At 48.3% G+C, this 14,346-nt stretch carries 9 protein-coding genes; 8 read left to right on the top strand and 1 reads right to left on the bottom strand.

The features are described from left to right. Nucleotides 1–297 precede the first annotated feature (297 nt). The 7 genes from MUG84_RS19145 to MUG84_RS19115 all read left to right on the top strand — a co-directional run bounded on the left by MUG84_RS19145 (nt 298) and on the right by MUG84_RS19115 (nt 11,630). Nucleotides 298–1,056: an alpha/beta hydrolase gene (locus MUG84_RS19145; protein WP_244727766.1), complete on the top strand. Its 759-nt coding sequence runs from the start codon at nt 298–300 to the stop codon at nt 1,054–1,056. Between the two features lie 20 nt (nt 1,057–1,076). Beyond that, nucleotides 1,077–2,036, top strand: coding sequence for an ABC transporter permease (locus MUG84_RS19140; protein ID WP_244727764.1), 960 nt, complete (start codon nt 1,077–1,079; stop codon nt 2,034–2,036). 16 nt (nt 2,037–2,052) lie between these two features. Next, nucleotides 2,053–2,955: a carbohydrate ABC transporter permease gene (locus MUG84_RS19135; RefSeq protein ID WP_244727762.1), complete on the top strand. Its 903-nt coding sequence runs from the start codon at nt 2,053–2,055 to the stop codon at nt 2,953–2,955. Nucleotides 2,956–3,006: 51 nt separating this feature from the next. Continuing rightward, nucleotides 3,007–4,605 carry a type 2 periplasmic-binding domain-containing protein gene (locus tag MUG84_RS19130; protein ID WP_244727760.1) on the top strand — a complete coding sequence of 533 codons (1,599 nt, stop codon included), beginning with the start codon at nt 3,007–3,009 and terminating at the stop codon, nt 4,603–4,605. Between the two features lie 353 nt (nt 4,606–4,958). Continuing rightward, nucleotides 4,959–7,121 carry a glycoside hydrolase family 3 N-terminal domain-containing protein gene (locus MUG84_RS19125; protein WP_244727758.1) on the top strand — a complete coding sequence of 721 codons (2,163 nt, stop codon included), beginning with the start codon at nt 4,959–4,961 and terminating at the stop codon, nt 7,119–7,121. 49 nt (nt 7,122–7,170) lie between these two features. Beyond that, complete coding sequence (locus MUG84_RS19120; protein WP_244727756.1) at nt 7,171–10,536, top strand: GH36-type glycosyl hydrolase domain-containing protein; 3,366 nt, start codon at nt 7,171–7,173, stop codon at nt 10,534–10,536. 107 nt (nt 10,537–10,643) lie between these two features. Next, nucleotides 10,644–11,630 carry a LacI family DNA-binding transcriptional regulator gene (locus MUG84_RS19115; protein ID WP_244727753.1) on the top strand — a complete coding sequence of 329 codons (987 nt, stop codon included), beginning with the start codon at nt 10,644–10,646 and terminating at the stop codon, nt 11,628–11,630. A 71-nt stretch (nt 11,631–11,701) separates the two neighbouring features. Here MUG84_RS19115 and MUG84_RS19110 read toward each other — a convergent pair whose 3' ends face one another. Further along, nucleotides 11,702–12,649 (bottom strand): MraY family glycosyltransferase, encoded by a 948-nt coding sequence (locus MUG84_RS19110; protein WP_244728235.1) that lies wholly within the window; start codon nt 12,647–12,649, stop codon nt 11,702–11,704. Between the two features lie 222 nt (nt 12,650–12,871). On the opposite strand from MUG84_RS19110, the gene MUG84_RS19105 reads away from it, so the two are divergent. Then, on the top strand, nt 12,872–14,317 hold the full coding sequence (locus MUG84_RS19105) for an LpqB family beta-propeller domain-containing protein (RefSeq protein WP_244727751.1): 1,446 nt from the start codon (nt 12,872–12,874) through the stop codon (nt 14,315–14,317). The last annotated feature ends 29 nt before the right edge of the window (nt 14,318–14,346 follow it).

Genomic DNA, 14,346 nt, shown 5'->3' with positions numbered 1-14,346 from the left:
GGCAGTTGACATGACTTATCATGAAGACTTATGATGTTATCGAAACGATTCGAATGAATCGCTTACAAACAGCCAACGAGTACAATGAGTGTTATTTCAATTCATAGAGTTCATAGGCTGTGAGGCTATACAGTAAGGGAGACGTGGCGGAATTCAAGCGAAAAGTTCTCTTTTTTTGCAATGAAAAGAAACGTTTCGCTTCAAGCTATGTATTCAATGCCATGTCGGGATGGTATTTCCATACCATTCGAGAGTCTGGAGCTGGCCGGAAATTGGATCGGATGAAAGGGGTTACATATGGCGCATATAACGATAGACACAGGATCGCCTACTTTACGAATGACAACCAGTATCCATGTGATCTCCCCAGTTGATACCGGCGTACCGACAAGCAGCACGCTTTATCTACTGCATGGTGCGGGTGATAATGCAAGCACTTGGCACCGTTTGACGACCGTTGAACTCTATGCGGCAAAGTACAGCTGCACGGTCATCATGCCGGAAGTGAATCGAAGCTATTACACGGACATGGTATACGGCCTCGATTATTTTTATTACGTGACACAGGAGCTTCCTGAAATTTGCGGTCGCCTGCTGAGGTTAAACAACGATCCGAAGTCAACGTTTGTTGCAGGATTGTCCATGGGAGGATATGGCGCTTTGAAAGCCGCGCTTACTTATCCGAACCGTTATGCCAAAGCCGTGTCGCTCTCCGGAGTTACCGATATCCAGCAGCGTCTGAGGGATCCGAACATGGAGCCAGGTATGGCTAAGGAGATGCAGGCGGTATTCGGTACGGAGCTTAACGTCAAACCGGATCAGGATTTGTATGCGCTTGCCGCAAAACGAATCGAAGAGGGCGGTCAACTGCCACCGGTGCTGTCCTGCTGTGGAACCGAGGATCCGTTTATCAAGATGAACCGCGAATTTGCGAATTACATGCGGGCAACGCCGTTTGGCTTCAATTATGTGGAAGGGCCGGGGACGCACGACTGGTTTTTCTGGGAGAAGCATTTGAAGACGGCCTTTGACTTCCTGTTTAACGAAAAGAACTAAGTAGAGTGAGGCGATGCAAATTGAAACCCGCAGCCTTAGGGCCTGACAAAAAATTGAGTGGACGTTTGGGAACCGGAGCCTGGTACAAGGAAATCTGGAAGCACCGGATGACCTACACACTGCTGATACCCGGTCTGATCTGGTTGATCCTGTTCGCTTACCTGCCGATGGGCGGCTTGTCGCTCGCGTTTAAGGATTACAAGGCAAGCGAGGGGATTTTGGGTAGTCCATGGGTCGGATTTGAAAATTTCAAATACGTATTCCGTGATCCGAATTTCATAGATGCCGTATGGAGAACGCTGTACATCAACATCATTAAACTCGTCATCATGTTTCCGGTCCCGATTCTTTTGGCCTTGGCGCTGAACGAGCTTCGGATGCGGAAGACGAAAAAGTGGTTCCAAACCATATTTACGTTTCCACAGTTTTTGTCCTGGATCATCGTGTCCGGGATCGTTATCAACGTTCTTTCCTATGATGGACTGGTCAACAGCGCATTGCAGCTTTTGGGTCTCCCGACCATTAATTTCTTAGGCTCTGAAGAAATGTTCCTGCCGATGCTGATCATAACGGATATCTGGAAGTCAGCGGGATGGGGTGCGATCATCTTTTTGGCTGCAATTTCGGGGATCGATCAGGACCAGTATGAGTCGTCACAGATCGATGGCGCCTCGCGCATGCAGCAAATTTTCAAAATTACGCTCCCGAACATTCTTCCTACCGTTTCCGTCATGTTTATTCTTAACGTGGGCGGCATAATGTCAGCTGGTTTTGACCAGATCTTTAACTTGGCGAACGCGGCGACGCAGAATGTGTCTCAGGTGCTGGACGTGTACATCTACCGGGTTACGTTCCAGTCTTCGACGGACTTCTCGTTCTCGACAGCAGTGAGCTTGTTCCGTTCGCTAGTGAATATGTTCCTGCTGCTCGGTGCTAACAAAGTGGCTAAATTGATGGGCGGAGACGGTTTGTTCCGTTAGGAAAGGAGTGCAACAGATGAGTGCCAAAGCTGTAAAAAAGCATAAATACCGGATCGGGAAAATGACTTTCCTGGATTACGTCCTGCTGGTCGTGCTGTCGATCTTAGCATTAATGATTATCATTCCATTTTTGAACGTCATTGCGATTTCACTCTCTTCGCAAAAGGATTATGCGGATAACCCAATGATGCTGTTCCCGAAAAACCCGACACTGGATGCGTACAAAGCGCTGTTCCAGGACGGACGAATACTTACGGGATTCTGGAACACGTTTAAGATTCTTATTGTCGGACTGCCGCTCAGCTTGTTCCTGACAAGCACGATGGCATATGCTCTCAGCCGCAATAAATTCCCGGGTAAGAAGTTCTTCTTTTTCCTGGTTCTGTTCACCATGATATTTAACGGCGGTATTGTACCGCTTTACCTGGTTATGAAGGCACTGCATTTAACGGGGACCTTATGGTCTGTCGTACTGGTAGGCAGCTTCAGTGCTTTCAATATGATTCTGATGATGAACTACTTCCAGGGTCTGCCGGAATCTCTGATGGAATCCGCAAGGCTCGACGGGGCAGGGGAATGGAAAATTCTCTTATCCATCGTTCTTCCGCTGTCAGCGCCGATTATGGCTACGATCACACTGTTCTATGGGGTTGCGTTCTGGAACGGTTGGTATGATGCCATGATATTCCTCCGGAAAGCGGATATGCTGCCGCTGCAAAACGTCCTCCGGACGATCATTGTCGAATCAACAACGAATGTTTCCAACGCAGCAAGTGTCGACGCGCTGAATAAATCCGGTTTCTCGACGGGAATGAAAATGGCTTCGGTCTTCGTTTCGATGGTGCCGATCATGTGCTTCTTCCCGCTGCTGCAAAAGCACTTCGCAAAAGGGGTATTAACAGGGGCTATCAAGACCTGATTAATGCATAGATTTTTTGTCAAAAAATCTGATCAACTTGGGGGAGTAAACATGAGAATGAAGAAAGCTTTCAAACCTCTTATGGCGATCGCCATGTCAGCGGTCATGCTGACGGCGACTGCATGTTCCAGTGAAACAGCATCAACGGGCGGCAACGAGAAAGATGAGAACGGAAAGTATAAGGACAAGCTCACCATTTCCGTTGCCCAAACTACGGAGGTGAAGGATGGCGTACTGGACAATGAGTTCCATAAGTACTGGATGGACAAATTCAATATCGAGTGGGACTACAACTATATTCAGTGGGATTCCTGGGCAGAGAAGCTTCGTCTGTGGATCAACTCCGGTGACCTTCCTGACGTTGCGAGCTGGAACTATGTGCATGGCGATTTCATGAACTACGTAGACCAAGGACTTCTTTATAAATTCCCGGATGACTGGAAAGAACGCTGGCCGAACGTAGCCGCGGCTTACAAGGAGACAGGCCTCGGTGACAAGCTGGAAGAGCTGACCGGCGGTACGTACATCTTGCCAAAACCCGTTTATTACGAAAATAAACCTGCAGATCCGCTCGTGAACCAAATCGGCGTCATCGCAATGCGCAAAGACTGGGCGGAAGCGGTTGGATTTGAGCTGAAGGATGCATACACAACAAGCGAAATCATGAAATATGCTGAGCTGGTTAAAGAAAAAGACCCTGGCAAGCTCGGTTCGAAACTCATTCCGATCTCTTATAACGCTGATGACGCTCTTACCAATATCATCATGGCTAACAGCGAGCATTCCCGCGTGGAATCCGCATACTACAAAGGTGAAGACGGCAAGTTCCACTGGGGTCCTGCAGATCCTGAGACCCTTACAGGTCTGAAGTTGATGCAAAAAGCTTACAAAGAAGGCCTCTTGGACCCTGAATTCTATACTTGGAAAAACAATGAAGGCAGCAACAACTTCAAAGTGAAAGGTGTAGCTGCAGTCACAAGTCTTGGTGGTCTGGCATCGTACAGACAAGATATGGATAAAGCCATGAAGACAAACCTGGGCGTGAACAGTGACGAACTCGTTCATACAGCGATCGTTCTCGGTGACGACGGTAAATACCGCAACCTGGAGCAGCCTAACTTCTGGTCCTCGCTCATATTCTCGCCGGATATCAGCAAAGAGAAATTCGAGCGCATCATGGATCTCATCGATTACTCGACAAGCAAAGAAGGACAATTGCTACTGAATATGGGCTTTGAAGGAAAAGACTGGAAGTATGGCGAAAACAATGAGCTTGTAAGCCTGCTGCCTGAAGGAACATCTCTGGAAGACAAATATCCAGCCCGTTTCGAAGGACTTTATGTCCTCGGTGATGACTTTAGTATGATCAACCCTGCGATCAAGAAAGATTACCGTGAGACTGCGGTGAAACATTTCCAGAACAAAGCGAAACTGGGAACAGAAGGCGGCAAGCTGGCAACTTATGATTGGGATGTGCAACTGTACGATTCCAAACCGAAGAGCCAGGCAACTTTCGAATACCAGAACGAATATGCCAACCTGATTCTGCAAAGCGGTGATTTGGAAACGAACTGGAAGAAGTGGGTACAAAGCAAGCAATCCCTCGTTCAACCGGTTCTGGACGAATTGAACAGCAAATTTGCCAATTAAGGATACCGCTTTAAAGGATAAAGACTGAGGCTTTGCCGCAATCCGAGTCTATGAACCCGGTGTGCAGGAACGTGGATGCCACCGGGTTCTTCTCTTCTATAGAAGGATTCTTCTAAATGAGGAATTTGCACAAACGATGAAAGGCAGAAGTCCTTCGTCCTCGTCCATTTTGAAGTGGATGATGAATGTTTGTACAAGCTCCTGAGAAAGGAGAAAGAATCGAAGAGAACGTCAAACGATGTCTCTTGATTCGAGTAAGCAAGAGTTTTTCGGCATAAGAGCCGCATAACATCATACGCATAGCATCATAAATGAAGAAACCAGTTCAATTATAGGTAGTGGAGGGGAACTGTATGGATAATCAGCAATTACAAGGCCTTGTAGAACAGATGACATTAGAAGAGAAAATTGCCCAATTGCTGCAGCTTACCGCCCATTTTCATGAAGGTACCGACAATAAAGGTCAAGTGACGGGCCCGATGGAAGAAATGGGAATTACCGAAGGGGTGGTAACCGCGAGCGGTTCCATACTTGGTCTGTCGGGAGCGCAGGCTGTTATAGATGTACAACAAGCATATCTTAGTAAAAGCCGTCTCGGCATTCCGCTCTTGTTCATGGCGGATGTCATTCACGGATTCAAAACCATTTTCCCGATTCCGCTTGCAATCGGCTGCTCCTGGGATATGGAGCTGGCTGAGAAAAGTGCAGAAATCGCCGCCAAAGAATCTGCCGTATCTGGTATTCATGTCACCTTTGCGCCGATGGTGGATTTGGTGCGTGATCCACGCTGGGGCAGAGTCATGGAAACTACAGGTGAAGACCCTTATTTGAACAGCTTGTTTGCAAGAGCCTTCGTCCGCGGCTACCAAGGAGACAATTTGAAGGAAAATCCCGATCGTCTGGCCGCCTGCGTGAAACATTTTGCAGCTTATGGCGCACCGGAAGGAGGACGTGATTACAATACGGTGAACATGTCCGAACGGAATTTGCGTGAACAATATCTGCCAGCCTACAAAGCAGCACTCGATGAAGGCTGTGAAATGGTTATGACATCGTTTAATACGGTAGACGGTATTCCGGCTACAGGCAATGAGAAGCTTACGCGCGGAATTCTGCGCGACGAGTGGGGCTTTGACGGTGTAGTGATCTCAGACTGGGCTTCGATCCGGGAGATGATCGCGCACGGCGCGGCCGAAGATGATTGCGAGGCTGCTTACCGGGCGATTCGAGCGGGTGTGGACATTGAGATGATGACGCCATGCTATGTCAATCAACTGCCTAAGCTGATTGAAAGCGGCCGGGTAGATGAAGCACTGATCGATGAAGCGGTTCTGCGCATTTTGCGCCTTAAGGATAAACTCGGACTCTTCGAAAATCCGCTGCGTGCAGCTGATCCGGAAAGAGAACGTGAGGTTGTTTTCTGCGAAGAGCATCGAAACGTTTCTCATGAGCTGGCATCGAAGTCCAGTGTACTCCTAAAAAATAACGGCATTCTCCCGCTTGGGCCGGACGCCAATGTCGCTCTGATCGGACCGTTTGCACAAAGCAATGATATCCTGGGCTGGTGGTCCTGCGTTGGAGCCAAGGAAGATGCAGTTCAGCTGGGAACATCGCTGCAGGAGCGCTTGTCCGGCGGGAAGCTTGCTATTTCCGAAGGCTGCGGAATCGATAGCATTTCGCAGGAGCAGATCCATGCGGCGCTCGAAACCGCACGCAGCGCTGATGTGATTGTGCTGGCTCTCGGTGAGGAATCGGCGATGAGCGGTGAAGGTGGCTCACGCACGAACATCCGTCTTCCGGAAGCGCAGCTTGAGCTGGTGAAACAGCTGAAGACGCTTGGCAAGCCGCTGGCTGCCGTGATCTTCAACGGCCGTCCACTGGATCTCCATGGCATCTTCGAAGAGGCGGACGCTGTGCTCGAAGCATGGTTCCCGGGCAGCGAAGGCGGAGCGGCAATCGCCGATATTCTGGTAGGACGCGTCAATCCGTCCGCACGGCTCACGATGTCCTTCCCGCAATCGGTAGGCCAGGTTCCGGTTTACTATAACCATTACAATACGGGCCGTCCGATGAATCCTCAGAAGACAGAGGAGCGCTACGTATCGAAATATATTGACAGTCCAAACGATCCGCTGCTTCCTTTTGGCTTCGGACTTTCATATACGACTTTTGAGTACAGCGATTTGACGATTTCGGGGCATGAAATGAAGGCGGAAGAGCAGCTGACCGTACAAGTTAAAGTTACGAACACGGGCAGCAGGGAAGGTGTGGAGACCGTGCAGCTGTACATCCGCGACGTTGCAGGTGAGGTCGTTCGTCCGATGCGCGAGCTTAAGGGCTTTGAGAAGCTGTTGCTTGCGCCGGGGGAAACCGGAACGGCCACGTTTACCATAACGGAAGAACTGCTCCGTTACCACCATTCTGATCTCAGCTTCACGAGCGATCCAGGAACATTCCAGGTGTTTGTCGGATCTAACAGCCGCGACACGCTCGAGCAGTCCTTTAAATTGGTCTGACTTTATATAAATGAACTTAAGTGTTAAAAGGATAGGAGGAATAAACAACATGACAGCCACAATTACGAATTCAAAGATAAACATTCAATCGGATCATCTCAACTTTACCTTTTGGGAGAGCGGAGATTTATACCAGGCCGTAAGCGGCCGCACCATGATTAACCAACTGATGACAAGCCCTCTGGAAGGGTCCTTAAATAACTTATATTTGCGTATTCATCATGAATCCGGCATTTCCTTTTATCCGCTTCTCGGCGTTCATTCCCAAAGCACGGTTAGCGCAAGCAGCAGCCGCATCGTATGGGAAGGAAGCGCTGAGAATGTAGAGTACCGCGTGACCTTTGCTTTATCCTCACAGGGCGTGTGGTTCTGGGACGTAGTAACTCGCGGCGAAGGCGTGACTGTTGATATCATTTATGGTCAGGACATCGGCGATGCAGATATCGGGGCCGTACGCAGCAATGAAGCCTATCTGTCACAGTATATCGATCATTCCGCATTTCAGGACGCAGATTACGGATATGTTGTCTGTTCACGACAGAATCAGCCGCAGGGCGGAGGATTCCCATATATTCAGCAGGGCTCTCTGACTCGTGCGGTCGGTTATTCGACCGATGGCTTCCAATTTTTCGGACTGTCTTATAAAGAGACTAACGTTCCATCCTGCCTAAGCCAGGCCAAGCTCGCGAATGAAATCTACCAATACGAATTTGCCTATACGGCGCTTCAGTCAGAGCTCGTCTCGCTGAGTGGGGAGGCACGCTTTGTATTTTATGGCCTCTTCAAAGCAGACCATGCGGCTGCGGTAACTGAACTGGAGTTCAAGGATGAGGTTCAGCAAGCCTGGGAGGCTTATCTGGCCGAAGATCATAATAACGTTCAGGTTCTTCAGAAGCTTCCTCAGGTCAGCCTCAAAGCAGCGATCGGCGAGCCGCTCCATACTCTGTCTATGACAGAATCGGAAGTGAACGAACGTTTCCCTGCTGAAAAGAGACATCAGGAAGAACGTGAAAATGAACAGCTTTTGGCTTTCTTTACGGATTCCTATGAGCATATCGTATTAAAGGAAAAGGAAATGCTGGTCGAGCGTCCGCATGGGCATATTCTGATGAGCGGAAATAATGTGCAACTCGGAGCCAAGGTGGTTACGACTACTTCATATATGTACGGTATTTTTAACTCACATCTGGTGGTAGGCAACACGAACTTCAACAAAATGACGAGTAATTCACGCAATGCGCTCAACATACCGAAGACAGCCGGACAGCGTATTTATGTGGAAGTGGATGGACAGTACCGGCTGCTTACCATGCCGTCTATGTTCGAAATCGGCTTTAACTACGTGCGTTGGTATTATAAAACCGCAAATGATATGCTGATTATTACGAACTTTACGACAGTAGATACACCGGAAGTCCGTTTGAATGTACGTTCCGAAAGCGGCAAAGCTTACCGCTTCCTGGTAACCAATCAGGTTACGATGGATGTGAATGAATACGAGACTCCGGTCCGCATGTCGAATGACAACGGCGTTCTTACTTTTTACGGCGGTCAGGATGCTATTCGCAAGGAAGCCTATCCGAATCTGCAGTACCGCATGTGGGTAGATGGTGCAGGGGTTGAAATCGGTGATGAAACCGTGCTTGCCGAAGGAGTTCAGGCAGGCTGTGCATCTCTGGTGACGATGCAGATCTCTTCTTCTCCGGAATGGACTCTTACAGCTCAAGGGCTGCTTGATGGAGAGGAACTTCCGGTATCGAGCAAGAATATAGAAGAAGAGATTGCAAAATATCATGATTTCTATCAAGAGGTTATGAACGGATTCCGTCTTACCAGCGCCGCTGGGGTTGAAGAAGGGGATTTCTTCAAAGTCAATGCGCTGGCCTGGTGGTATACACATAATATGCTTGTCCATTATTCGGTACCGCACGGCCTTGAGCAGTATGGCGGAGCGGCTTGGGGAACGCGGGATGTTTGCCAGGGGCCTACCGAGTACTTCATGGCAACGCAAAAATTTGAGCAGGTTCGCGACATAATGCTGACGGTATACAGCCATCAGTATGAAGACGACGGAAACTGGCCGCAGTGGTTCATGTTCGACCGTTACGCGCCTGTCCAGCAGGAAGAGAGCCACGGCGATATTATCGTTTGGCCTCTGAAAGTACTTAGCGACTATTTGACGGCTACTCAAGATTACAGTATTTTGAAGGAAAAGGTTTCCTATACCTCAAAAGGCAGCTTCCGATTTACGGAACAGCAATATACAGTTCTGGAGCATGTGAATAAGGAAATCGGCTATATTCGCAGTCATTTCTTGCATGACACCTACTTGTCCTCTTATGGGGACGGGGATTGGGATGATACGCTCCAGCCTGCGAACGCGCAGCTGAAGAAGTATATGGTCAGCAGCTGGACGGTTGCATTGACGTATCAGACTCTGACGCAGCTGTCTGCCGCACTGCAAACGGAAGAGCCGGCTCTTGCGGCAGAGCTGCAGGAGATGGCCTCCGGTATTAAGCGAGACTACAACCGCTACATGCTGCAGACGGATGTGATTCCTGGATTCCTCTACATGGAGGATCCGGCTTCGGCCAAGCTGATGCTGCATCCGGCGGATACCGAAACGGGTATTCAATATCGTCTGCTGCCGATGACACGCAGTATGATTGCGGAACTGATCGATCCGGAACGTGCAAAATCGCATTATGATTTGATCAAGGAGAAGCTGTTCTTCCCTGATGGCGTGCGGCTGATGAACCGTCCTGCCCAATATGCTGGCGGCGTCAGCAACCATTTCAAACGGGCTGAGCAGGCTTCGAACTTCGGACGTGAGGTTGGACTTCAATATGTTCACGCCCACATCCGTTATATTGAAGCAATGGCGAAGCTGGGGCATGGGGATGACGTATGGGACGGGCTGAACGTGATCAATCCGGTCGGTATCCGTGATGTGGTTCCGAATGCGGAGATCCGTCAGAGTAATTCATATTTCAGCAGCTCAGACGGAAAATTTAATACACGTTATGACGCGCAAACAAATTTTGATGAGCTTCGCAGCGGCAAGGTTGCGGTGAAGGGCGGCTGGAGAATTTATTCCAGCGGTCCGGGGATCTACATGAATCAGCTGATTTCCAATGCGCTCGGTATTCGTCAGGATCAAGGTGGCCTTGTGGTTGACCCGGTGCTTCCTCCATCGCTGGATGGTATGCATTTCGATTTCCAATATGACGGAATTAACGTAACCTTTGTCTATCACATCACTGGAGCTTCCGTCAGCCGTATCGTTTTGAACGGAAGATCATTGGCTGTAGAAAGAATGTCTAATCCTTACCGTGAGGGCGGATTACGTATTTCTAAGGAAGCCTTTGAAGAGGCTATGAGTAGCGATACGAATGTAATTGACATTTTTATGTAAATTTTTAGGCGATCTTTAGGGATCGCCATTTTCCATAGGCATATAGAAATGAAATGATGCAAGCAAATATAGAATGGGGTTTAACATATAGTAAGGAGCGAGGACAATTGGTAAGTATTAAGGATATCGCTAAAAAAGCCGGGGTTTCGATTTCGACGGTATCTTATGCTCTCAACGGCAGCAGCAAAGTGACAGACGAGACAAGCGCCAAAATTCTGGCAATCGCCAATGAGCTGAACTATGTCCCCAATGCAGCCGCGAGAACTTTAAAAAAGAGAGAATCCAAAATTTTAGGCGTCTTCCTGACGGATTTCAAAGGCGATGTGTATGGGGAACTGCTGGATGGGATGAAAGAGGTTTGCAACTCCCAAGGCTATGACCTGATCGTATGCAGCGGCAAACAGTCTCACCGGATGCTCCCAGAGCGTATGATTGATGGAGCTGTTATTCTGGATCATACCTTTTCAAGTGAAGAGCTGCTTAAATATGCGGAACGCAATCATAAAATCGTCGTACTTGACCGGGAGCTGGAGCATCCGAACATCAATCAAGTACTGCTGGATAACAAAGCTGGTGCAACCTTGGCTACGGAGTTTTTGGTCGAACAAGGCCATAAGAAAATCTATGTCGTGGCTGGACCGGAAGACTCCTATGACTCCATTCAACGGATGAAAGCCGTAAAGATGGTGGCCGACCGGGCTGAGGAAGTGGAATGGATCGAAATCCAGGGCGATTTCAAAAAAAGCGGCGGTGAGAAGGCTGCCGAGCAGATCATGCAGGAATATGCGGAGCCAGTTGCGGTATTCTGCCTGAATGATGAGATGGCGATCGGTCTTTGCAACCGTATTGCTGACACGGATTTTAAGATCGGTGAGCAGATTCACCTTATTGGATTCGATAATATTGAGCTTACCCGTTATATGCAGCCGCGGCTGGCTACAATTGATTATTCCAAGCGCAAATGGGGGGCTCTCGCATCCGAGCAGCTGATTAAAATTCTGTCCGGCGAAAAGGTGGAGCATGAGCGCATTTATGTTACCCTGGTCAAGGGCGAATCCGTCGGAAAAGGAAGTAAACAGAGCATATCACGTTAAACTAAATAATATAGAAAAGCTCCACAGCCTTTTATAAGCCTGTGGAGCTTTTCTTTTTGTATAACAAACAATTAGCTTAACAGCATCAATATGATGGACGAAAGGGACAGGCACGCACTGATCAGATAGATGAAGAGCACAGCCTGCTTAGGACTAAGTCCCCAGGACAGCAAGCGGTAATGAATCTGGCTGCGGTCCGCTTTGTATACTGGCTGTCCATTCAAATAACGTTTGATTACAACATAGATATTGTCGAAGATTGGTACGCCAAGCGCCAGCACCGGAACCAGGATCGAGATTACCGTTACCTGCTTGAACGCGCCGTCCAGTGCGATGATGCCAAGCATAAAGCCGATGAACGTTGCGCCTGCGTCACCCATATAAATTTTGGCCGGCGGCTTGTTGTACTTCAGATAACCAAGTGCAACGCCAACCAGAATGATCGCCATGATGGCCGATTGGGATTGGCCTTTGGCTATCGCCACAACAAACAGGGTCAATCCCGAGATAGCGGCTATGCCTCCGGACAGGCCATCAAGTCCATCCATAAAATTAATAACCGTTGTAACGCCAAAGATCCAAAGAATAGTCAAAATGAACTGGAGCCACTCCGGAAACACGACCATATGCCCGGTGAATGGAATGGTCACGCCAACAAAGGAAATACCGGAGAAATACACGATTACCGCTGCAGTTACCTGTACTACGGTTTTCGGAAGGGCTGAAAAATCCTTGCCCCGGGTTTTGTACCAGTCATCCACCATGCCGATCGCCAAAATCAGGAGCGAGCCGGCAATCACGCCAGCCATTTCACGGTCCCAATCACGGGTCAGGATCAGGTACGGAATCATGAAGCCGAGGAAAATGGCGATGCTCGCCAAATGGGGAACTGGCTCCTTATGAATTTTGCGGCTGGTTGGTCTGTCAACAAAATCGACCCGGATCGCCAGCTTCCGCAGAGGCGGAATCAGCGTGAGCACGATAACGAGCGATAAAATAAATCCGATTACATACACGATTTTTTGGCCTCCAAACTTCTGTTAACAATTGTGAAATACAACAACTTCCATAATCAGGCATTTTTCTTGGATAAGCTCTATTTCTAACTAGGATAATACCTATTTTTACAAAAGACAACGGTAAATATTTAATATTTCCATAACATTCCAAATGAACAATTTTTACAATTGTATACGAAAATAGACCTATATCCATTAAGCGATAAGAAAAGGGTGAGCCATTTGAAAAACAATAAAATGTTCCAAATTCTTGCGGCAGCTGCACTTGTAACAACAGCTCTGTCTGCAGGAACAGCCGAAGCAGCAACAGTAGCACCAAAAGCACCTACTAAAAGTCCTGCAGCAAAAACCGTACCAGCTAAATTTGCCGTTTCTACCGCACAGATTTTGGTGAACGGGCAAAACACTTCGGTTCAAATGCTTCAAACAGGAAATGTAAAATTGATTGCTCTCGGCGATCTGGCAAAAGCCTATGGCGCGGCCGTGACCACTTCCAAAGGAGTCATTACGATCAACACTGGCAAAAATGGACACAGCCTTCAGCTTCAAACAGGTTCCAAAACATTCAAGCTTGACGGAGAGGCACACTCTTTTACAACAGCTCCGATCATGCAAGATAACCGTGCATATGTTGAGCTGAAGCCGGTTGTAGCAGCACTCGGCGGTGAAGTATTGTCTGCCGGACAAACTATGCAAGTCCTGACGACCGAAAGAATTTCGGGAAGCTTTGCTTCCGTATCTTTTGACGCTAATGGCCAAGTCATTGCCGTTAAGGATGATGCGGATCCGGCTCAATTGTACCGCTTGAATACCGATTACAGCTCACACTTATTATCTTCAGATAACAACGTGTCGAATATGACAATTTCTCCGAGCGGAGACATGGCTGCATATACGGATGAAAATGGACAGCTTTACTTGCTGAGCCTGACTGGTGGACAGCCGTATAAGCTTGGTGCGGATACTTCCGTTAAAACAGATCTGGCTTGGACGGCAGACGGTACAAAAATCTATTTCTTGCAAGGCGACAAACAGGAAAAAATCTCATACATATCTGTGGATACCGGCAAAATCACCGAGGTTTTGGCCGACAAGGTTGAAAATAAATCCGAGGTGTATGTCTCGGCCGATCAAAAGAAAATCGTATATATCGTGAACACTACCGGTGTAGCGCAAAACGATAAAGACAGTACAGAGGATTCACTCAAGATTGATTACTCTGGTGCCGGTGAGCAAATCTATTCACTGGATCTTACCGTGAAGGATGCGAAGCCTGTAGCCCTGACAACCACAAGCGATAACAAACTGAACCCGGCTTTCCTGATGAGCGGCAGTGTTGTTTATCTGAGTGCCGATTCCGAAAATATCAATGCTAAAAACGTCATTAAGGCCATTTCCCCAGATGGTAAAGTCCAGGATCTGATTGGGGATGTGGACGTTACCTTGAGTGCGGCAAACCCGAACGGAAATGTGGTTGCAGCCGGTGAAGCCGCCGACGGAAGCACTAAGGTCTATAGCATCGTGGCAGGCGTGAAAACCGAGCTTTACAGCACGAAATCCGATATTACTGACCTGGCCATTTCGGCAGACGGCACTCGTGTGGCGGTCGTTGTAGACGGTAAAGTGATCGTCATTCAAAACGGAAAAGCAAGTGAACTTACCAAATAATTTGTTCCAAATCGAGAGGAGATTATTCA

It is taken from the genome of Paenibacillus mangrovi (assembly GCF_022898935.1).
Taxonomy (GTDB): domain Bacteria; phylum Bacillota; class Bacilli; order Paenibacillales; family Paenibacillaceae; genus Paenibacillus_AQ; species Paenibacillus_AQ mangrovi.
This window is presented reverse-complemented; position numbering and strand designations above follow the sequence as displayed.